We start from the raw sequence: 22,201 nt of genomic DNA, 5'->3' as shown, positions 1-22,201 counted from the left end.
ACAATGCGGTAACACATCCAATTGACTTCCCGTGTCCTCCTCACGACTATAGGCGTCCCGCTGCCGCCAACCCGGCGCTGAAGGGCGCAATCCAGGCCTTATAAGCACTGCTCTCAAGACAGTGCGCCTGTATAAACGAAGACTCACGCGCGTTACTCGCTGTTTCCAAGCGCCTGAACGAGGACCCTTTTCATGCCAGACGTTACCCTGACCACCTTGCAGAGCCTCAAGCTCAAAGGTGAAAAAATCGCCATGCTGACCTGCTATGACGCCACGTTCGCCCACGCCAGTTGCCAGGCCGGGGTTGAAGTGCTGCTGGTGGGCGACTCCCTGGGCATGGTTCTTCAAGGGAATGACAGCACCCTGCCCGTCACCACCGATGAACTTGCGTACCACACTGCCAGCGTCAAGCGCGGTAACGATGGCGCCTTCATCATCGCCGACCTACCGTTCATGGGTTACGCGACACTCGAACAGACCTTCCAGAATGCCGGCAAACTGATGCAAGCCGGTGCGCACATGATCAAAGTTGAAGGCGCGGTGTGGCTTGCCGAGTCGATCCGCCTGCTCGCGGAGCGTGGCGTGCCGGTGTGTGCGCACATGGGCCTGACGCCGCAGTCGGTGAACATCCTCGGCGGCTACAAGGTACAGGGCCGCAATGAGGCCCAGGCGCGCCAGATGCGCGCGGACGCCATCGCGCTGGAACAGGCCGGCGCGGCCATGATCCTGCTCGAATGTGTGCCGAGCGAGTTGGCGGCAGAAATCACCCAGGCCGTGAAAGTGCCAGTGATCGGTATCGGCGCGGGTTCGGCAACCGATGGCCAGGTGCTGGTGGTGCACGACATGCTCGGTCTGTCGATCAGCGGCCGCGTGCCGAAGTTCGTGAAGAACTTCATGGCCGGCCAGAGCAGCATCCATGACGCCTTGAGCGCTTACGTCGCCGAAGTCAAAGGCGTGACCTTCCCGGCCGCCGAACATGGGTTCTCTGCATGAACATCGTTAAAACCGTACGTGAACTGCGGGCTGCCGTGACGCATGCCCGCAGCGCCGGCAAGCGCATCGGCTTTGTGCCCACCATGGGCAACCTGCACAGCGGTCATGCCACCCTGGTGACCAAGGCCGCCCAGCAAGCGGATTTCGTGGTCGCCAGCATCTTCGTCAACCCACTGCAATTTGGCGCCGGCGAAGACCTGGACAAATACCCGCGCACCCTGGCCGCCGATCAGGAAAAGCTGCTGCAGGCCGGATGCAATCTGTTGTTCGCACCTACCGTCGAGGAAATGTACCCCGGCGGCATGACCGGCCAGACCCGTGTCAGCGTGCCGCAACTGTCCGAAGGCCTGTGCGGCGCCAGCCGTCCCGGGCATTTCGAAGGCGTGGCGACGGTGGTCAGCAAGCTGTTCAACATGGTGCAGCCGGACATGGCGGTGTTTGGCCAGAAGGACTATCAGCAACTGGCCGTGATCCGCGCCATGGTGCATGACCTGAACATGCCGATCCAGATCATCGGCGAGCCCACCGTGCGCGCCGACGACGGCCTCGCGCTGTCGTCGCGCAACGGCTACCTCACCGAAGAACAACGCGCCATCGCGCCGGTGCTGTACCGCAGCCTCAGCCAGATCGGCGCTGCGATCAAGACCGGTGACCATGACTTCGCAAAGCTGCGCGCCGAACAGGTCCGCCAGATCGAAGCCGCCGGGTTGCGTCTGGACTACCTCGAAGTGCGCCAGGGCGTGCATTTGCGCCCGGCAACGGCAGAAGATCGGGATATCGTGATCCTGGTGGCAGCCTATCTGGGGGCCACGCGCCTCATCGATAACCTGCATCTGACCCTCGCCTGACCTCCCTCAACGTGCCCTGCTTGTTGTGTAAATAGAAAGTGCCGGTATAAAAAAGTACCGGCATGAGCGCAGACAAAGCCAAGACATATCGACACGCTAGGTTTAATGTAATCGCCCTGCGCTATGGTTAGCGCTGTCTGGAACCCAATGCTCGATCATAGACTGGATGTTCCAGGCAAATAAGTGTCCTAAAGGCAGTCCCCGTAATAAAAGGAAACCCGCAGCGATGGCGTACTACCGCACCCCTCATGACGTTACCGCTCTGCCCGCCTGGCAAGCGCTCAATCAACATCGCCAAGCCATGCAGGATTTCAGCATGCGCGAAGCGTTCAATGCCGATCCTCAGCGTTTTTCCCAGTTCACCCTGAGCAGCTGCGGACTTTTCCTCGATTACTCGAAAAACCTGATCACCGGCGAAACCCGTGACCTGCTGGTAAACCTCGCAAAAGAGGTTCACCTCAAGGACGCGATCGACGCGTTGTACAAAGGCGAACCGGTCAACTCGTCTGAAGGCCGCCCTGCGCTGCACACCGCCCTGCGCCGCCCGGTGGGCGACAAGTTGTCGGTGAACGGCATGAACATCATGCCGGACGTGCACAAAGTGCTGAACCAGATCACTGACCTAGTCGGCCGCATCCACGACGGCCTGTGGCGTGGCTACACCGAAAAACCGATCACCGACGTGGTGAACATCGGTATCGGTGGCTCGTTCCTCGGCCCGGAGCTGGTCTCCGAAGCGCTGCTGTCCTACGCCCACAAAGGCGTGCGCTGCCACTACCTGGCGAATATCGACGGCAGCGAGTTCCACGAGCTGACCATGAAGCTGCGCGCTGAAACCACGCTGTTCATCGTCTCGTCGAAATCCTTCAACACCCTGGAAACCCTGAAAAACGCCCAGGCCGCCCGCGCCTGGTACCTGGCCCAGGGTGGCTCGGAAGCCGAGCTGTACCGCCACTTCATCGCCGTGTCGAGCAACAATGCGGCGGCCGTGGCCTTCGGCATTCGCGAAGAAAACATCTTCCCGATGTGGGACTGGGTCGGCGGTCGTTACTCGCTGTGGTCGGCCATCGGGCTGCCCATCGCCCTGGCCATCGGCATGTCCAACTTCAAGGAACTGCTGTCCGGCGCCTACACCATGGACCAGCATTTCCAGAACGCCCCGTTCGAACAGAACATGCCGGTGCTGCTCGGCCTGCTGGGCGTGTGGTACGGCAACTTCTGGGGCGCGCAGAGCCACGCGATCCTGCCGTACGACCACTACCTGCGTAACATCACCAAACACTTGCAACAGCTGGACATGGAATCCAACGGCAAGAGCGTGCGCCAGGACGGTACGCCCGTCGCCACTGATACCGGCCCGGTGATCTGGGGTGGCGTGGGTTGCAACGGCCAGCACGCTTACCACCAGTTGCTGCACCAGGGGACCCAACTGATCCCGGCCGACTTCATCGTGCCGATCGTCAGCTTCAACCCGGTGTCCGACCACCACCAATGGCTGTACGCCAACTGCCTGTCCCAAAGCCAGGCACTGATGCTCGGCAAGACCCGCGCCGAAGCGGAAGCCGAGCTGCGCGACAAAGGCATCCCGGAAGACGAAGTGCAGAAGCTGGCACCGCACAAGGTGATTCCGGGCAACCGTCCGAGCAACACCCTCGTGGTCGAACGCATCAGCCCGCGTCGCCTGGGCGCCCTGGTGGCCATGTACGAGCACAAAGTGTTCGTACAGAGCGTGATCTGGGGTATCAACGCCTTCGACCAATGGGGTGTGGAACTGGGCAAGGAGCTGGGCAAGGGCGTCTACAACCGCCTGACCGGCGCCGAAGAAACCTCGGCCGAGGATGCTTCGACCCAGGGCCTGATCAACTACTTCCGCGGTCGTCATCGCGGCTGATCCAGGTATTGCAGGGCCAACGTCCGTTTGGACGTTGGCCTTGAACCCTCCCCCTGCTGGGTGCATCTTTATGACTTGTCGCAAAAACAAGAATAAGGATCGCTCATGTTCGATATCAGCACGTTCCCCACCGCCGATGCCGTCCGCCGGGCTGCGCAACTCAGTCAAGAGGACTATCAGCGCCTCTACCGCCAATCCATCGAACAGCCGGACACCTTCTGGGCTGAACAGGCCACGCACTTTCTCGACTGGGTAACCCCCTGGCACACCGTTCAACGCTCAGACATCCACACCGGCGCTGCCCAATGGTTTGCCGGTGGCCAGTTGAACGTCAGCTACAACTGCATCGACCGTCACCTGGCGCAACGCGCCGATCAGCCGGCCTTCATCTGGGAAGGCGATGATCCGACAAAATCTTCCAAAATCACCTACCGCCAACTGCACCAGAACGTCAGCCGCCTGGCCAATGTGCTGAAAAGCCGTGGCGTTAAGAAAGGCGACCGGGTGTGCATCTACATGCCGATGATCCCGGAGGCCGCCTATGCCATGCTCGCCTGCACGCGGATTGGCGCGGTGCACTCCGTGGTATTTGGTGGCTTCTCGCCGGATGCCCTGCGCGACCGTATTCTCGACGCCGACTGCCGCACAGTGATCACCGCTGACGAAGGCGTGCGCGGCGGCAAGCCCGTTGCACTGAAGCAGAATGTCGACAAGGCCCTGGCCAGTTGCCCGAATGTGAGTACGGTACTGGTAGTGGAACGCACCGGAGCGACCGTTAACTGGAGCGAAGGGCGCGACCTCAAGTATCAACAAGCCCTGGACGCCGCCAGCGACGACTGCCCGCCCGAGCCGATGGACGCCGAAGACCCGCTGTTCATCCTCTACACCTCTGGCAGCACCGGCAAACCCAAGGGCGTGCTGCACACCACCGGCGGCTACCTGCTACAAGCGGCGATGACCTTCAAGTACGTACTCGATTACCGCGACGGCGAAGTGTTCTGGTGCACCGCCGATGTGGGCTGGGTCACCGGCCACAGTTACATCGTGTACGGCCCGCTGGCCAATGGCGCGACCTCGCTGATGTTCGAAGGCGTGCCGAGCTACCCGGACAGTTCACGCTTCTGGCAGGTGATCGACAAGCACCAGGTCAACATCTTCTACACCGCGCCCACCGCCCTGCGCGCTTTGATGCGCGAAGGCCACGGCCCGCTGGAGAACACTTCCCGCGCCAGCCTGCGCCTGCTGGGCAGTGTCGGCGAACCGATCAACCCGGAGGCCTGGGACTGGTACTTCAATGCCGTGGGCGAACAGCGCTGCCCGATTGTCGATACCTGGTGGCAGACCGAGACCGGCGGCATCATGCTCAGCCCACTGGTCAGCGCCCAGCGCATCAAGCCTGGGTGCGCGACCCAGCCTATGTTTGGCGTACAGCCGGTACTCCTCGATGAACAAGGCAAGGAATTCAGCGGCGCCGGCAGTGGCGTGCTGGCGATCAAAGCCAGCTGGCCGGGGCAGATCCGCAGTGTGTACGGCGATCCGCAGCGCATGGTCGACACCTACTTCAAACCCTACCCCGGCTACTACTTCACCGGTGACGGCGCACGCCGCGATGAGGACGGCGACTTCTGGATCACCGGGCGCATCGACGATGTGATCAACGTGTCCGGCCATCGCATCGGCACTGCTGAGGTGGAAAGCGCCCTGGTACTGCACGACCAGGTGGCCGAGGCCGCCGTGGTGGGCTACCCACATGATGTCAAAGGCCAGGGCATCTATGCCTTTGTCACCCCCATGAATGGCGTGGAACCCAGCGATGCGTTAAAAAACACCTGCTGGACCTGGTCAGCAAAGAAATTGGCAGCTTCGCCAAGCCGGAACTGATCCAATGGGCTCCGGCCTTGCCGAAAACCCGTTCCGGCAAGATCATGCGCAGGATTTTGCGCAAGATTGCCTGCAACGAGCTGGACAGCCTGGGTGACACTTCGACCCTGGCCGATCCGAGCGTAGTGGACGGCTTGATCGACAAGCGCCTGAACCGATAGGAAACCCTTGAGTCGCCATGGAATTTATCCGCAGCCGTATCGAAACCCAACTGATGAGCCTGACCGGCCTGTCGCTGGGCCAACTGGACCTGGAAAACCCCAAGGGCGACCCAGGCCTGTTCGGGCCCGACTCGGTGAGTTGGCAAGTACATGGCGACTTCAGCAGCATGCTTATCGGCGGCATCAGCGCCTTGATGCTGCAAGCCTTGCACCCGCTGGCCCTGGCCGGGGTGTGGGACCACTCGAACTTTCGCCAGGACATGCTTGGGCGCTTGCGGCGGACCTCGCAGTTCATTTCGGGTACGACATTCGGCTCGCGCAAAGACGCCGAATGGCTGATCGAAAAAGTCCGCACCATTCACCTGCAGGTGGTCGGCCACGCGCCGGATGGTCGCCCCTATGCGGCCAGCGACCCGGAGCTGCTGACCTGGGTGCATGTGGCGGAAGTCAGTAACTTCCTGGCCGCCCACTTGCGTTACCGCAACCCGCACCTGTCCGGTCGCGACCAGGACCGTTACTACAGTGAAATTGCCTTGGTCGCTGAACGGCTGGGTGCGCGGCATGTTCCGCGCTCTCGGCAGGAAGTTTCGGATTATCTGACACGCATCCGCCCGCAATTGCTGTGCGACGATCGCAGCCGCGAAGTGCTGCGATTACTGCTGAATGCCCCCTCACCCAGCGTGCTGGCCAAGCCATTTGGCAGCTTGATGATGCGCGCCGGGATCGACCTGCTGCCGGATTGGGCCAGCGCCATGCTCGACCAGCACCAGAGCCCGCTGCAACGCCAGATGATCCGTGCCGGCGTCAAACGCAGTGCGCCGATGCTGCGCTGGGCGATGCGCAATGGTTCGGTGCAACGCGCCCATCGCCGGATGGGGTTGATGTAGGTGACGGCGCATAGCTGTTAAACTTCGCGCCCTCAATTTCCCAGCAAGGCGCGCTCCATGTCTTCTCTGAATCAGGCGCTGCGCGCCGCCCTCGATCATCGCCAAGACCTGATCAGCGAACTGCATGCCCAGGGCACCGACTGTTACCGGCTGTTCCATGGCAGCCAGGAAGGCGCCGGCGGCCTGACCATCGACCGCTACGGTCCGCAATTGCTGGTGCAGAGTTTCCACCAATCCCTGGAAACCGCCGACCTGCTGGACCTGCATCAACAGGTCAACCAGTACATGGGCCTGGAGTTGTTGCTGGTGTACAACGATCGCGCCCGTGGCAATTCGCGCATTGACCGCGAAGACACGGTGTATCGCGCCGAACCCGCCGCACTGGGGGACCTGGTTGGCCACGAGTGGGGCCTCAGTTACCGCGTACGTGGGCGGCATGCCGGGCAGGACCCGCTGCTGTTCCTCGACCTGCGTAACACCCGGGGCTGGGTCAAGACCCACAGCGCCGGCAAAAGCGTGCTCAACCTGTTCGCCTACACCTGTGGCGTGGGCCTGAGCGCCGCCGCCGGTGGCGCCCGTGAGGTGTGCAACCTGGACTTCGCCGAGGGCAACCTGGCGGTAGGTCGGGAAAACGGCTTGCTGAACCCGCAATTGCCGAGCATGGAGTTTGTACAGTCGGACTACTTCCCGGCGATTCGCCAATTGGCGGGTCTGCCGATCACCCAACGCCGTGGGCAAAAGCTGCCGAGTTATCCGCGCCTGGAGCAACGTCAATACGACCTGGTGCTGTTGGATCCACCAGCCTGGGCCAAGAGCGCGTTCGGCACCGTCGACCTGCTGCGCGACTACCAGAGCCTGCTCAAGCCTGCACTACTGGCGACCGCCGACAATGGCGTGCTGATCTGCTGCAACAACCTGGCGAAAGTCAGCATGGAGGATTGGCGCGAACAGGTACTGCGTTGTGCAGAAAAAGCCGGGCGTCCGGTGCGTGACTGGCAAATCATGACGCCTGGAGCGGACTTCCCGTCCCAGGATCAGCAACCGCCCCTGAAAACCCTGATACTTCAGCTGTAAGAGGTTTCTCAAAGGCCCTTGCTCTTCGGAACCGAAAACCCGTGCCATACTCCAAGGCACTCCTGTTTGACATAGATGGCGCCGCCCCATGCCCAAAGGATTGATTCGCGCCGCTGGCGCCTTGTTGACTGCCCTTGCCCTGTACAGCTTGCTGGGCTTTTTGATTCTCCCCGGCATCGCCCTTCGCATCGCCAACCAGCAGTTGGCCAATTACGCCACGGTGCCGGCGCGGATCGAGCGAATCGAGCTCAACCCGTTCAGCCTGGAGTTGACCCTGTGGGGCCTGAAGATCGGTGAGCCCGGCAAGGAACAGGTCGGGTTCGAACGCCTCTACGCCAACCTGCAGATCGACAGCCTCTGGACCCGTGCCCTGCACCTGGCCGACGTACAGCTGGACAAGCCCAAGACCGAATTGCTCTTCGACAAGTCCGGCCAACTCAACCTGGCGCAGTTGTTCAAGCTGCCGCCCAGCGAGCCAACACCGGCCAATCCCGATGCCAAACCGTTCCCTTTGCGTATCGACAGCATCAAGCTGGCCGGTGGTTATGTGCACTTCGAGGACTTGCGCCCCAGCGAGCCCATCGAATTCCTCTACGACACACTCGACTTCGAGCTGAAGAACCTCAGCACACTGCCTGAAGACAATGCCGACATGACCCTGGTCGCAGCTGGCCCGGCAGGTGGACAGATCGACTGGAAAGGCAATTTCAGCCTGGTGCCGATCACCTCCGAAGGTACGTTGAAAGTCACCAACGGCAAGATGAAAGCCTGGTGGCCCTATGTACGTGACGCACTGCCACTGGTGCTTGAAGACGGCGTGCTCAACTTCAGCACCGAGTACAAATTCAGCCTGGCCAAAGAGACCGAGCTGAACCTGACCAACACCGCCGCCAGCATCGCGCCCTTTGCCATCAAGGCACCGGGCGGCCGCCCATTGGTACGCCTGGAACGCCTGGACGTCAGCGAGACCACGGTGGACCTGGCCAAGCAGCACGTGGTGGTCGGCAAGATCCGCAGCAACAAACTGGAAACCTGGGCGGCCCTTGAGGCCGACGGGCAACTGGACTGGCAGAAACTGTTCGCCAGCCAGCCGAGCAAACCGGCCAAGGCGCCGGAACCGAAAAACGCACCCGCCACCGCCGACTCGCCAAAAGCCGAACCTGCCGCGCCCAGCAAACCCTGGCAAGTGCTGCTCAAGGACGTGCAACTGCGTAACTATCAGGTGCACCTGGCTGACCGCCAGGCCAAGCCGGCGGTAGCGCTGGAACTCGGCCCGCTGAACGTCGACCTGCAGAATTTCGACAGCCTCAACCAGAGCCCGTTTACCTTGAAGGTCGACTCCGGCGTGGGCAAGCAAGGCAAGCTCCAGGCGACCGGCGAGGTCAACCTCAACCCGGTCAGTGCCAAGCTTAAAGTGAACACCCAGGACATCGACCTGCGGGTGGCCCAGTCCTACATCAGCCCGTTCATCCGCCTGGAACTGCGCAGCGGCATGCTCGGCAGCAATCTGGATGTGAACCTGAAAAGCACTGATCCTCTGAAGCTTCAGGTCACCGGCCGTGCGCAGGTCGACCAATTGCACACCCTGGACACCCTCAAGACCCGCGACTTCCTCAAATGGCAGCGGCTGGTGCTTGAAGGCGTGAACTACCAGCACGGCGACAGCCTGTCGATCGACAAGGTCAACCTGCTGCAGCCGTATGCGCGCTTCATGATCAACGATGACCGCACCACCAACGTTGATGACCTGCTGATTCCGCAAGCGCCCGACAAAGGTCCCAAGCCCGCCAGCAAGGACAAGCCCTTGGGCATTCGCATCGGGCAGATTGCGATCAATGACGGCTCGGCCAATTTTGCTGACTTCAGCCTCACACCCAACTTCGCCACCGCGATTCAACAGCTCAACGGGCAGATCGGCACCATCGACAGCCGCCAGGCCAAACCGGCCAGCGTCGACATCAAGGGCAAGGTTGATCGCTATGCACCGGTGACCATCAAGGGCAGCGTGAACCCGTTCGACCCGATGGCGGCGCTGGACATTGCGACCAGCTTCAAACGTGTCGAACTGACCACCCTGACGCCTTATTCCGGCAAGTTCGCCGGCTTCCGTATCCGCAAGGGCCGCCTGAACCTCGACCTGCACTACGTCATCACCAAGGGCCAGTTGAAGGCCGAGAACAAAGTGGTGGTTGAGCAATTGCAACTGGGCGAGAAAGTCGACAGCGCCGACGCCGTGGACTTGCCGATTCGCCTGGCCGTCGCTTTGCTCAAGGACAGTGACGGCAAGATCTCCATCGAACTGCCGGTCACCGGTGACTTGAACAACCCGCAATTCAGTGTGATGCCGATCGTCTGGCAGACCCTGCGTAACCTGGTAGTGCGCGCGGCAACGGCGCCCTTCAAGTTTATCGGTGGGCTGGTGACGGGCGGCGGCTCGGAAGACCTCGGCAATGTGTCGTTCGCCCCAGGCTCAAGCGAATTGAACAAGGATGCGGAAGGCGCCCTGAACACGTTGGCTAAAGCACTTAAGGAACGCCCTACCCTGCGCCTGGAAATCGAAGGCACAGCGGCGGCCAGCAGCGATGGGCCATTCCTCGCTGCCCAGCGACTGGAGCGTGAATACCAGTACAACTACTACAAGATTCTTCAGCGTCGTGGCGACAAAGTACCCGCCCAGGCCTCGTTGCTTGTCGTACCCGAGAAGGAAAAAGCGCCGTTGCTGGAAGGCATCTACCGCACCCGCCTGAAACAACAACCGCCGGCCGAGTGGAAGGACCTGAGCAGCGATGACCGCAGCGCGAAGCTGCGCGACGGCGTGATCAAGTTCTGGAGTGGCAGTGACGTGCTGCTACGCCAACTTGGCCAGGACCGTGCCAGCACCATCAAGGACTATCTGGTGGATAAGGGCCAGCTGGAAGATGATCGGGTGTACTTCATCGATGCCAACTTGGGCCAGGCTGAGAAAGATGGTCGGGTGGTCACCCCAATGCATCTGGATGCCGAGTAACGCCTGAGCAGCACTATCCAAATGTGGGAGTGGGCTTGCTCGCTCCCGCATTTAATCTTCATCTGCCCTTCACAGATATTCCGACCCACAATAGAACAGGCCCCGACACAAGTGCCGGGGCCTGTAATGACCACATCCGTGTGGTCGGTCGCATGAACTCCAGAGGTGCATTTGGGTGGATATCTAACTCACCCTAAGCCGCCGCCGTCCAGTTCAGACGAAAACGGTGCGTTTTACTCTGCTTTCAGGCCATCGGCCGATACAGCTTTAACGCCTTTGATTTTCTTGGTGATGTTCACCGCGGTAGTTTTCTGAGCTTCAGTAACCGGAGCGGTCGAAGACAGGGACACTACGCCTTTGTTGGTTTCGACTTTAATGTCGGTACCAGGAATGCCTTTCTCGGTAACCAGGTCAGCTTTTACTTTGGTGGTGATCCAAGTGTCCGAGGTGGACTCTTTGGCACCAGCCGCTGCGCTTTTGGTTTTGTCGATGTTGTCAGCCTTGGTAGCGCCGCCAGCCATCAGGCCGTCAGCAGAAACAGCAGTTACACCTTTGATTTTCTTGGTGATGGCTACAGCAGTGGCTTTTTGCGAATCGGAGATCGCAACGGTCGAGGACAGGGAAACCACGCCTTTGTTGGTTTCTACCTTGATGTCCGAACCAGGAATGCCTTTTTCGGTCAGCAGGTCAGCTTTGACTTTGGTGGTGATCCAAGTATCCGAAGTGGTTTCTTTAGCCTTGGTGACTTCACCGGCGGCCAAGGTCATTGGAGCTTGGGAAGTCTGGGCAAAGGCCACGTTAGCACCCATGGCCAGGGTCAGAGCGGTAGCAGTAGCGAGAGCGAACTTCTTCATACGAGTAACTCCTGTTTTATTGAAAGTCTGCAGTGTGTGAACCTTGATGCTGCAGCGTTAACAGGGTTATTGCAGGCAGTGTGCCAAGTCTGCATCAGCAATTAAATCCTTTATAAACAATGACTTATAAAAAACATGAAAATTCGGATTCGTGCAACTTGCATGATGCCGTCTGAGCCTGCATGCAAGTTGCGGCTTTTGCTTTGTATTAAGCGCCTGATTTTTAGGTATTTTCCTGCTCCCATAAAAAAAGGACTCCGAAGAGTCCTCTTTTCAGCGTGAAGCCTGGGGGTGATTAAACGCCCGAAGCCTTGGCTGCTGCTACGTCCTTGATGGACAGCTTGATACGGCCGCGGTTGTCCACGTCCAGTACCAGCACTTCCACTTCCTGGCCTTCCTTCAGAATGTCGGTGACTTTCTCAACGCGAGCGTCGCTCAGCATGGAGATGTGCACCAGACCGTCTTTGCCCGGCAGGATGTTGACGAATGCGCCGAAGTCGACGATGCGCTCAACCTTACCGACGTAGATCTTGCCGATCTCTGCCTCGGCAGTGATGCCCAGGACGCGCTGACGTGCTGCTTCAGCCGCTTCCTTGGTTTCGCCGAAGATCTTGATCGAGCCGTCGTCTTCGATGTCGATCGAAGCCTTGGTCTCTTCGCAGATCGCACGGATGGTCGCGCCGCCTTTACCGATAACATCACGGATTTTGTCGGTGTCGATTTTCATCGCGATCATGGTCGGAGCATTTTCCGACAGTTCGGTACGGGACTGACCAATGATCTGGTTCATCTGACCGAGGATGTTCAGGCGCGCTTCCAGGGCTTGGCCCAGGGCGATTTCCATGATCTCTTCGGTGATGCCCTTGATCTTGATGTCCATCTGCAGCGCGGTCACACCTTTGGCGGTACCGGCTACCTTGAAGTCCATGTCACCCAGGTGGTCTTCGTCGCCCAGGATGTCGGTCAGGATGGCGAACTTCTCGCCTTCTTTAACCAGACCCATGGCGATACCGGCAACCGGCGCCTTCATCGGTACACCAGCATCCATCAGTGCCAGGGACGCACCGCAAACGGAAGCCATGGAGCTGGAACCGTTGGATTCGGTGATTTCCGATACGACGCGGATGGTGTACGGGAACACGTCAGCGGCAGGCAGCATGGCCTGGACCGAACGGCGGGCCAGACGGCCGTGACCGATTTCGCGACGACCAGCGCCACCCATGCGACCACACTCGCCCACCGAGAACGGAGGGAAGTTGTAGTGCAGCATGAACGGGTCTTTTTTCTCGCCTTCCAGGGTGTCCAGCAGTTGTGCGTCACGGGCGGTACCCAGGGTCGCAACGACCAGAGCCTGTGTTTCACCACGGGTGAACAGAGCCGAACCGTGAGTCTTCGGCAGAACGCCGACTTCAATGTTCAGCGGACGTACGGTGCGAGTGTCACGACCGTCGATACGTGGCTTGCCGTTAACGATGTTTTCGCGAACGGTGCGGTATTCGATTTCGCCGAACGCCGCTTTTACTTCGCTGGAGGAAGGCTGACCTTCTTCACCGGACAGCTTGGCCACAACCTGGTCCTTCAACTCGCCCAGGCGCGCGTAACGGTCGGCCTTGACGGTGATGGTGTAGGCGTCGGAGATGGCAGCGCCGAACTCGGAGCGGATAGCGCCCAGCAGTTCGGTGGCCTCAGCCTGTGGAGCCCAGGTCCAGGTTGGCTTGGCAGCTTCGGCAGCCAGTTCGGTGACAGCCTTGATGACCGCCTGGAACTCGTCGTGGGCGAACAGTACAGCGCCCAGCATCTGGTCTTCGGTCAGCTCTTTGGCCTCCGATTCAACCATCAGTACGGCTTCCGAGGTACCGGCAACGACCATGTCCAGGCTCGATGCTTTCAGTTGCTCGTAAGTCGGGTTCAGCAGGTAGCCGGTGCTTTCGTGGAACGCAACGCGCGCTGCGCCGATCGGGCCATCGAAAGGAATACCGGAGATGGCCAGGGCCGCCGAGGTACCGATCATCGCAGCGATGTCAGGATCGGTTTTCTTGCTGGTGGAAACGACGGTGCAGACAACCTGCACTTCGTTCATGAAGCCTTCTGGGAACAGCGGACGGATCGGACGGTCGATCAGTCGGGAAGTCAGGGTTTCTTTCTCGGAAGGACGGCCTTCGCGCTTGAAGAAACCGCCAGGGATCTTACCGGCAGCGTAAGTTTTTTCCTGGTAGTGAACGGACAGAGGGAAGAAGCCTTTGCTCGGGTCAGCGGTCTTGGCGCCAACAACGGTCACCAGTACGGTAACGTCGTCATCAACGGTAACCAGCACTGCGCCGGAGGCTTGACGGGCGATACGGCCTGTCTCGAGGGTAACGGTCGACTGACCGAACTGGAATTTTTTGATAACCGGGTTCACGGTGTCCTACCTTCTTTGTGGCTCTTGGGGAACTTGTCTTCTTGCGAAATTCTTGGGCAATGCCGGGAATCGGCCCGACGCTCGTCCAGGGTAAAACGTGTATCCAGATAAAACTTGAGGCTGGGAGCCTGCCATGGACCAGCGGAAATCCCACTGGCACACGGCAGACAACCAACCTCTAGCGCAATCGCTTATTAGCGACGCAGACCCAGGCGACCGATCAGAGTCTGATAACGACCCAGATCCTTGCCTTTCAGGTAGTCCAGCAGCTTACGGCGCTGGTTTACCATGCGGATCAGACCACGACGCGAGTGGTGGTCTTTACCGTTGGCCTTGAAGTGACCTTGCAGCTTGTTGATGTTGTGGGTCAGCAGTGCAACTTGCACTTCTGGCGAACCAGTGTCACCAACAGCTTGCTGATAGTCAGCAACGATTTGTGCTTTTTCTTGAACATCGAGAGCCATGAGGCAATCCTTTTTTTCAGGAAACCACCCAAAGGGCAGTTTCAACAGGCCAGGGACAAATCCCTGTATCTAAAAATGAGTAGTGACCGTGCCTGTTAACAGCCACCCTCGTTCGGTCATTCTGACCGAATCAGTCGACGTGGCGCTATACGCCCGTCTTCGCTCACTTCACCGATACCGATAAAGCGACCGTTATGATCCTGTACTCGCACCATGCCGAACTTCGGGGCATCCGGAGCGCGTACCGGCTGGCCGTTGAGCCAGTAGAACGCGCTGTGCTCCGAGAAGTGCAGCAATGGCCAATCGAGCAAACCGCTGTCCGATGGCATCAGGAAGCGATCTACTGCTTCATTGCCGCCTTCGGCATGCACCGCTTCCAACTCTTCCAACGTGACCGTCTGGGCCAGGCTGAAAGGACCGGCCTGGGTGCGTCGCAGTTCTGCAACGTACGCGCCGCAACCGAGCTTTTCACCAATATCTTCCACCAGGGTACGGATATAGGTGCCTTTGCTGCAGTCCACGGCCAACCGGGCGGTGTCGCCTTCACAGGCGAGCAATTCCAAGCGCGCAATAGTAACAGAACGCGGTTCGCGCTCCACTACTTCGCCCGCACGTGCCAGCTTGTAAAGGGGTTGTCCGTCACGCTTGAGCGCCGAGTACATCGGCGGTATCTGACTGATTTCCCCACGAAAAGCGGGTAAAGCCGCTTCAATATCAGCACGACCAACGGTCACGTCGCGAACCTGCAAAACATCACCTTCGGCGTCGGCCGTGGTGGTGGTCTTGCCCAGTTGCATCAGGGTTTCATAACCCTTGTCGGAATCGAGCAGGTATTGGGAGAACTTGGTGGCCTCGCCAAAGCACAACGGCAACACGCCGGTGGCCAGGGGATCGAGGCTGCCGGTGTGCCCGGCTTTCTCGGCATTGAGCAGCCAGCGGACCTTCTGCAACGCGGCATTGGAGGTAAAGCCAATGGGTTTGTCGAGCAGAATGATGCCGCTGACGTTGCGACGGATACGTTTGACCTGAGCCACCGCTTACTCCTTGGCGTCTTCAGGTGTGGACGGGTGCTGGCTGTCTTCAGCCACGGCGCGCTCGATCAGGGCCGACAGGTGTGCACCCCGCACGACGCTTTCGTCGTAGTGGAAGTGCAGCTGGGGCACGCTGCGCAGCTTCATTTCACGGGCCAACTGCATGCGCAGGAAACCTGCAGCCGAGTTGAGCACCTTGATGCTTTGCGCGATTTCTTCGCTGCTGTCCTGCCCCATCACGGTGATGAAGATCTTGGCGTGACCCACGTCACGGCTCACTTCAACGGCGGTGATGGTGACCAGGCCAACGCGTGGGTCTTTGACTTCGCGACGGATCAGTTGGGCCAGCTCGCGCTGCATCTGATCGCCGATACGCTGGGTACGGCTGTATTCTTTTGCCATGTCTTGTTACCTGTTACTGCCACACGGTGAAACCCGTGGGGTCTGAAAGCGGCAAACGCCCGGCCTGACAAAAGCCAGACCGGGCGTTGCGTTTAGAGTCCGTACGCTGCGCGGGGCATTTGCATGCCCACGCGCTGCGTGGCTCCTGAAGTGCGCGAGTTAGAGGCTGCGAGCAACCTGAACCTTCTCGTAGACTTCGATCTTGTCACCAGCCTTGACGTCGTTGTAGCTCTTGACGCCGATACCGCATTCCATGCCGGCACGTACTTCAGAAGCGTCATCCTTGAAGCGGCGCAGGGATTCCAGCTCGCCTTCGAAGATAACGATGTCTTCACGCAGTACACGGATTGGACGGTTACGGTACACGGTGCCTTCAACCACCATGCAGCCGGCGATCGCGCCGAATTTCGGCGAGCGGAACACGTCACGTACTTCGGCGATACCCAGGATGTTCTCCCGGACGTCGCTGCCAAGCATGCCGGTGAGGGCTTTCTTGACGTCTTCGATGATGTCGTAGATGACGTTGTAGTAACGCATGTCCAGGCCTTCCTGCTCGACGATCTTGCGAGCGCCGGCATCGGCACGCACGTTGAAGCCGAACAGTACAGCGTTGGAAGCCAGTGCCAGGTTAGCGTCGGACTCGGTGATACCACCGACACCGCCACCGACAACGCGCACTTGCACTTCGTCGTTACCCAGGCCGTTCAAGGCGCCGTTCAACGCTTCGAGGGAACCACGTACGTCAGATTTGAGGACGATGTTAAGCGTCTTCTTCTCTTCCTGGCCCATGTTCTCGAAGATGTTTTCCAGCTTACCGGCGTGAGCACGGGCCAGCTTGACTTCACGGAACTTGCCTTGACGGAACAGAGCCACTTCACGGGCTTTCTTCTCGTCGGCTACCACGCTCATCTCGTCGCCAGCGTCCGGAGTACCGTCCAGGCCAAGGATCTCGACCGGGATAGCAGGACCTGCTTCCTTGATTGGCTTGCCGTTCTCGTCGAGCATGGCACGTACACGGCCGTAGTTCGAACCGACCAGCACCATGTCGCCTTGGCGCAGGGTACCGTCTTGAACCAGAACGGTCGCAACCGGGCCACGGCCCTTGTCGAGACGGGATTCAACCACAACACCACGGCCAGGAGCCGATGGCGTAGCAGTCAGTTCCAGAACTTCGGCTTGCAGCAGAACGGCTTCGAGCAGTTCGTCAACACCAGTACCCATCTTCGCGGAGACCGGTACGAATGGAGTGTCGCCACCCCACTCTTCGGATGTCACGCCGTGAACCGACAGTTCGCTACGGATGCGATCAAGATCGGCGCCCGGCTTGTCGATTTTGTTCACAGCGACTACCAACGGAACGCCAGCTGCCTTGGCATGCTGAACGGCTTCGATGGTTTGTGGCATCACGCCGTCGTCCGCTGCAACCACCAGGATCACGATGTCGGTCGCCTTGGCACCACGGGCACGCATTGCGGTAAACGCAGCGTGACCAGGGGTGTCGAGGAACGTCACCATGCCACGGTCAGTTTCAACGTGGTAAGCGCCGATGTGCTGGGTGATACCGCCGGCTTCGCCTGCGGCTACCTTGGCACGACGGATATAGTCGAGCAGGGAAGTTTTACCGTGGTCAACGTGGCCCATTACGGTCACAACCGGTGCACGGGAAACTGCCTCACCTTCAAACTTCAGGGACTCGGCCAGGGAATCTTCCAGGGCGGTGTCGCTGACCAGGATCACTTTGTGGCCCAATTCTTCAGCAACAAGCTGGGCAGTTTCCTGATCCAGTACCTGGTTGATGGTGGCCGGAGTGCCCAGCTTGAACATGAACTTGATGATTTCAGCAGCCTTGACCGACATCTGCTGGGCCAGATCGCCCACAGTGATGGTCTCGCCGATCTTCACTTCACGCACGACAGGGCCGGTTGGGCTCTGGAAACCGTGGGCGTTGCGTTTCTTCAGCTTGGCCTTGCCGCGACCACCACGACGGAAGCCATCGCTTTCTTCGTCGGTAGTGCGTGGGGCAACGCGTGGCGCAGGCGCTTTCTCTTTGACCGAGGCACGATGCGGAGCGTTTTTGCGCTCGCCATCGCCACCACCACCGCGACGATTGTTATCGTCGGCACGCGGTTTGTCCGGACGACGAGGTTCGTCGCGCTTGCGAGCGTCAGCAGCCGGTGCTGGTGCAGCGGCAACCGGAGCGGCCTCACGCACAGCTTCAACTGGCGCGCTAGGCGCAGCGACCGCTTCAGTGGCAGCAGGTTGCGCAGCAGCAGGCTGGCGACGCGCTTCTTCTTCGGCGCGACGCTTGGCTTCTTCTTCAGCCTTCTGACGAGCAGCATTTTCTACTGCGCGACGTTCTTCCAGTTCGCGTTTGCGCTCGGCTTCGATTTCTTCCGGGCTGCGCTGTACGAAGACTTTCTTCTTGCGTACTTCAACGCTGATGCTCTTGCTACCAGCAACACGCAGGGTGCTGGTGGTTTTGCGCTGCAATGTAATCTTGCGCGGTTCTTCCACTTTCGCCTTGTGGCTGCTCTTCAAGTGAGTCAGCAAAGACTGCTTCTCACTATCGCTCACACCTTCATCGGCGGCGGTGTGCGGCAGACCTGCCTCACGCATCTGCTGCAACAGGCGCTCTACCGGTGTTTTGACCTCATCGGCCAGTTGTTTCACCGTGACTTGCGTCATGCACTTCTCTCCTCAGGCCGCGCCTAGTTACTCGAACCAATGGGCTCGGGCGGCCATGATCAACTTGCCGGCACGATCATCGTCAATGCCGTCGATGTCGAGCAGATCGTCAATAGACTGCTCGGCCAGGTCTTCGCGGGTAATTACGCCGCGCACCGCCAGTTCCATCGCCAAATCCTTGTCCATACCCTCAAGCGAGAGCAGGTCTTCGGCCGGATGGGCGTCTGCCAGCTTTTCCTCAGTAGCGATGGCTTTAGTCAACAAACGATCCTTGGCCCGAGCGCGAAGCTCGTTGACGGTGTCTTCGTCAAAGCCGTCGATGTTGAGCATTTCTTCCAACGGTACGTAGGCAATCTCTTCCAGGCTGGTGAAGCCTTCATCTACCAGCACCTGCGCCAGGTCTTCATCGACTTCCAACTCTTCGATGAAGTTGCGCAGGATGTCACCGGTTTCAGCTTGCTGCTTAGCCTGGATGTCCGATTCGGTCATCACGTTCAGGGTCCAACCGGTCAGTTGGCTGGCCAGACGCACGTTCTGACCACCACGACCAATGGCCTGAGCCAGATTGTCTGCGCCAACGGCGATGTCCATTGCATGGGCATCCTCGTCAACGATAATTGCCGCCACTTCAGCCGGCGACATGGCGTTGATCACGAACTGCGCCGGGTTATCGTCCCACAGGACGATGTCCACACGCTCGCCACCCAACTCGCCCGACACCGCCTGGACGCGCGAACCGCGCATACCAATGCAAGCGCCTTGCGGGTCGATGCGTTTGTCCTTGGAGCGGACCGCGATCTTGGCACGCGAACCCGGGTCGCGGGACGCAGCCATGACTTCGATCAGGCCTTCGGCGATTTCCGGCACTTCGATACGGAACAGCTCGATCAGCATTTCCGGCGCGGTACGCGACAGGATCAACTGTGGGCCGCGGTTCTCGGTGCGGATTTCCTTGAGCAGCGCACGCAGACGCACGCCAACACGGAAGGTTTCGCGGGAAATGATGTCTTCGCGAGCCAGCAACGCTTCGGCGTTGTTGCCCAGGTCGACGATCACGTTATCGCGGGTGACCTTTTTCACGGTGCCGGAGATGATTTCACCCAGGCGCTCGCGATAGGCGTCAACGACTTGAGCGCGCTCGGCTTCGCGAACCTTCTGCACGATGACCTGTTTGGCGGTCTGTGCAGCGATACGGCCGAATTCGATCGATTCGATCTTTTCTTCGACGACATCACCGACCTTGGCACCAGGATGCGTTTCGGCAACCTTGCTTGGCCAGGTTTCGATGGCCGGATCATCAAGATCGGCTTCTTCGACGACCGTCCAGCGACGGAAAGTCTCATAGGCACCGGTGTGGCGGTTGATTTCCACACGCAGATCAACTTCGTCTTCAAAACGCTTCTTGGTAGCAGTGGCCAGGGCCAGCTCCAGCGCTTCAAAAATCACGTTTGCCGGTACGCCCTTTTCATTGGATACCGACTCAACAACCAGCAGTACTTCTTTGCTCATCGTACGCCTCGCCTTTCGCAAGCCATTGGATCCGCGGGATCCGCGTCTCAGTCAAAACTGGGAATAATGTTGGCCTTGTCGATCATATCGATCGGCAACAGGAACTCATGGTCTTCTACCTGCACCACGACATCCTGCTCTTCTACACCGCGCAGAAGGCCCTGAAAGTTGCGTCGCCCTTCAAAGGGAGAGCGCAGCTTGATCTTCACTTGTTCACCGGCAAATTTTGCAAACTGATCAATAGTGAACAGTGGGCGTTCCATGCCTGGCGAGGAAACTTCGAGGGTGTATTCAACGGCGATCGGATCTTCAACATCCAGCACACCGCTGATCTGACGGCTGACAATGGCACAATCGTCCACCAGCACGCCGCCCTCTTTATCGATATAAACGCGCAACATTGAGTGGCGACCTTGAGCCGAAAACTCAATACCCCAGCATTCATAGCCTAGGGCCACGACCACCGGGGCCAACAAGGCCTGCAACTCTTCTAGCTTGCTCGACACCTGAACCCCCTCGTGCATGTATGTGCATGCTGTGCAAAATAAAAAAATGGGCGAAACGCCCATCCTTGAAACGCCGTCGAACAGCGGCGTTGAAAGTGTCCAGCTAACAAAAAGCCCCTTAAAAGGGGCTCCGCTAAAACTGGTTGCGGGGGCCGGATTTGAACCGACGACCTTCGGGTTATGAGCCCGACGAGCTACCAGACTGCTCCACCCCGCGACAAAGCTGGGGCGGAAGTATACGACCGATCCCTTAAAGGGTCAATGTAACCTTCCACCTACAAGAAAGCCCGCAACAGCGGGCTCTCCTGATAATTGGTACCGAGAAGGGGACTCGAACCCCTACACCCTATGGGCACAACCACCTCAAGGTTGCGTGTCTACCAATTCCACCACCTCGGCAATACAGCGTTTACAACCCTTCTTACTTCTGCTCTTGAGCTGGAGGTACGTCAGTCGCTGGAGTAGCCGACTTTTGCTCTTGAAGCACCGGGACATCATCAGAAGCCGGTTTTGCTTTTGGTACTTCCAACACTGCTGGATTTGGGAGACCTACTTGAGTCAGCACATGAGCTTTCTCTTTAGCAAAGTAACCTAACCCCAAGCTGGTTATGAAGAAACCGGCGGCAAGTATAGCAGTAAACTTACTAAGAAAGGTAGAGGAACCTTGGCTTCCGAACACAGTATTTGAAGCACCTGCACCGAAAGACGCACCAGCATCCGCACCTTTACCCTGTTGCAGCAAAACCAGAGCAACTACGCTCAGAGCAGCCAACAGATGAAAAACGACTACGACTGTTTCCAGCATTTTTTCAGTTTCCCGCGGCGCGACAGATCGCACCGAACTCATCTGCATTCAGGGAAGCTCCACCAATGAGCCCCCCATCGATATCCGGCATGCCGAACAGTTCGACCGCATTGGCCGCCTTCACGCTGCCGCCGTATAGAAGCCGCACACCTTGTGCGACTTCAGAATTCTCTGCCGCCAACTGCGCACGGATGGCTGCGTGCACATCCTGCGCCTGTTGCGGTGTAGCAGTCAGCCCGGTGCCAATGGCCCAGACCGGCTCGTAGGCGATTACTGCCTTTGCAAACGCACCAACACCCAGCTCCTCGATGATGCTGCCCAGCTGACGCGAGACAACTTCAAGAGTCTTGCCCGATTCGCGCTGCTCCAGGGTCTCCCCTATGCACAACACCGGAATCAAGCCACAAGCCTGTGCTGCTGCGAACTTGCGATTGAGCGTCCCATCACGCTCGCCCATCATCTGACGGCGCTCGGAGTGCCCGACAAGCACGTAGGAACAACCCGCATCGACCAACTGACTCGGCGCTATCTCACCGGTCAATGCACCTTGCATGGCTTCCACCGCAGAATTCTGCGCGCCGACCTGGATCGACTTGCCCTTCAAGCCATCAACCACTTGGGTGATATGCAAGCAAGGCGGGAAAACCGCGACATCAACACCGCTCGGCAAGGCCAAGTGACGAAGGCCATTGATCAGCTCAGCGACACTGGCGCGGGTACCGTGCATCTTCCAGTTACCAGCTACCATAGTGCGACGCATGCTGTACCTCGTCGGTCAAAGTGGGCGCAGATGTTACCCAAC

General features: G+C 59.1%; 17 protein-coding genes, 2 tRNA genes and 1 pseudogene. 8 read left to right on the top strand and 12 right to left on the bottom strand.

The window, feature by feature from the left end; genetic code table 11:
* Positions 1-192: 192 nt before the first annotated feature.
* The 8 genes and pseudogenes from panB (at position 193) to NL123_RS04645 (ending at position 10,742) form a co-directional block, all read left to right on the top strand.
* Positions 193-993, top strand: coding sequence for a 3-methyl-2-oxobutanoate hydroxymethyltransferase (panB, locus tag NL123_RS04680; protein WP_248484578.1), 801 nt, complete (start codon positions 193-195; stop codon positions 991-993).
* On the top strand, positions 990-1,841 hold the full coding sequence (gene panC, locus NL123_RS04675; protein ID WP_494357317.1) for a pantoate--beta-alanine ligase: 852 nt from the start codon (positions 990-992) through the stop codon (positions 1,839-1,841). Before panB ends, panC begins: the two co-directional genes overlap by 4 nt.
* Positions 1,842-2,067: 226 nt before the next feature.
* A complete protein-coding gene (gene pgi / locus NL123_RS04670; RefSeq protein WP_494357316.1) occupies positions 2,068-3,732 on the top strand; it encodes a glucose-6-phosphate isomerase in 1,665 nt (554 codons plus the stop codon).
* Between the two features lie 105 nt (positions 3,733-3,837).
* Positions 3,838-5,594: pseudogene (gene acs, locus NL123_RS04665) on the top strand (acetate--CoA ligase); the annotation flags it as partial.
* A 36-nt stretch (positions 5,595-5,630) separates the two neighbouring features.
* Positions 5,631-5,774: a hypothetical protein gene (locus tag NL123_RS04660; protein WP_494358362.1), complete on the top strand. Its 144-nt coding sequence runs from the start codon at positions 5,631-5,633 to the stop codon at positions 5,772-5,774.
* A gap of 17 nt (positions 5,775-5,791) precedes the next feature.
* Positions 5,792-6,661 carry an oxygenase MpaB family protein gene (locus NL123_RS04655; RefSeq protein ID WP_248484596.1) on the top strand — a complete coding sequence of 290 codons (870 nt, stop codon included), beginning with the start codon at positions 5,792-5,794 and terminating at the stop codon, positions 6,659-6,661.
* A gap of 57 nt (positions 6,662-6,718) precedes the next feature.
* The gene (locus NL123_RS04650; RefSeq protein WP_494357315.1) at positions 6,719-7,735 is read left to right on the top strand and encodes a class I SAM-dependent rRNA methyltransferase; all 1,017 of its coding nucleotides are present in this window, start codon (positions 6,719-6,721) and stop codon (positions 7,733-7,735) included.
* An 88-nt stretch (positions 7,736-7,823) separates the two neighbouring features.
* Positions 7,824-10,742, top strand: a complete 2,919-nt coding sequence (locus tag NL123_RS04645) for a DUF748 domain-containing protein (RefSeq protein ID WP_494357314.1) — start codon at positions 7,824-7,826, stop codon at positions 10,740-10,742.
* 233 nt (positions 10,743-10,975) lie between these two features.
* On the opposite strand, the gene NL123_RS04640 is transcribed toward NL123_RS04645, so the two are convergent.
* From NL123_RS04640 to tpiA, 12 genes are all read right to left on the bottom strand, one after another.
* Positions 10,976-11,596 carry a BON domain-containing protein gene (locus NL123_RS04640; protein WP_071493559.1) on the bottom strand — a complete coding sequence of 207 codons (621 nt, stop codon included), beginning with the start codon at positions 11,594-11,596 and terminating at the stop codon, positions 10,976-10,978.
* Positions 11,597-11,891: 295 nt separating this feature from the next.
* A complete protein-coding gene (gene pnp, locus NL123_RS04635) occupies positions 11,892-13,997 on the bottom strand; it encodes a polyribonucleotide nucleotidyltransferase (protein WP_105698723.1) in 2,106 nt (701 codons plus the stop codon).
* 194 nt (positions 13,998-14,191) lie between these two features.
* Positions 14,192-14,461 carry a 30S ribosomal protein S15 gene (gene rpsO, locus NL123_RS04630; RefSeq protein ID WP_003177875.1) on the bottom strand — a complete coding sequence of 90 codons (270 nt, stop codon included), beginning with the start codon at positions 14,459-14,461 and terminating at the stop codon, positions 14,192-14,194.
* A gap of 116 nt (positions 14,462-14,577) precedes the next feature.
* Positions 14,578-15,495 carry a tRNA pseudouridine(55) synthase TruB gene (truB, locus tag NL123_RS04625; RefSeq protein ID WP_034117853.1) on the bottom strand — a complete coding sequence of 306 codons (918 nt, stop codon included), beginning with the start codon at positions 15,493-15,495 and terminating at the stop codon, positions 14,578-14,580.
* Positions 15,496-15,498: 3 nt separating this feature from the next.
* Positions 15,499-15,894: a 30S ribosome-binding factor RbfA gene (gene rbfA, locus NL123_RS04620; protein WP_016973761.1), complete on the bottom strand. Its 396-nt coding sequence runs from the start codon at positions 15,892-15,894 to the stop codon at positions 15,499-15,501.
* Positions 15,895-16,053: 159 nt separating this feature from the next.
* Positions 16,054-18,579 carry a translation initiation factor IF-2 gene (infB, locus tag NL123_RS04615; protein WP_494357313.1) on the bottom strand — a complete coding sequence of 842 codons (2,526 nt, stop codon included), beginning with the start codon at positions 18,577-18,579 and terminating at the stop codon, positions 16,054-16,056.
* Between the two features lie 27 nt (positions 18,580-18,606).
* A complete protein-coding gene (nusA, locus tag NL123_RS04610; protein WP_025857112.1) occupies positions 18,607-20,088 on the bottom strand; it encodes a transcription termination factor NusA in 1,482 nt (493 codons plus the stop codon).
* Between the two features lie 47 nt (positions 20,089-20,135).
* Positions 20,136-20,594 (bottom strand): ribosome maturation factor RimP, encoded by a 459-nt coding sequence (rimP, locus tag NL123_RS04605; protein ID WP_032865935.1) that lies wholly within the window; start codon positions 20,592-20,594, stop codon positions 20,136-20,138.
* Positions 20,595-20,734: 140 nt separating this feature from the next.
* Positions 20,735-20,811: transfer RNA gene (locus tag NL123_RS04600), tRNA-Met, on the bottom strand.
* A 96-nt stretch (positions 20,812-20,907) separates the two neighbouring features.
* Positions 20,908-20,993 (bottom strand) — tRNA-Leu (locus tag NL123_RS04595).
* A gap of 22 nt (positions 20,994-21,015) precedes the next feature.
* The gene (secG, locus tag NL123_RS04590) at positions 21,016-21,399 is read right to left on the bottom strand and encodes a preprotein translocase subunit SecG (protein WP_003194191.1); all 384 of its coding nucleotides are present in this window, start codon (positions 21,397-21,399) and stop codon (positions 21,016-21,018) included.
* A gap of 4 nt (positions 21,400-21,403) precedes the next feature.
* Positions 21,404-22,159 carry a triose-phosphate isomerase gene (tpiA, locus tag NL123_RS04585; RefSeq protein ID WP_058427650.1) on the bottom strand — a complete coding sequence of 252 codons (756 nt, stop codon included), beginning with the start codon at positions 22,157-22,159 and terminating at the stop codon, positions 21,404-21,406.
* Positions 22,160-22,201 lie beyond the last annotated feature (42 nt).

The organism is Pseudomonas sp. FBCC-B1565 (genome assembly GCF_059133265.1).
Note: the sequence above shows the minus strand (reverse complement) of the source record. Positions and strands in the feature narration are given on the sequence as shown.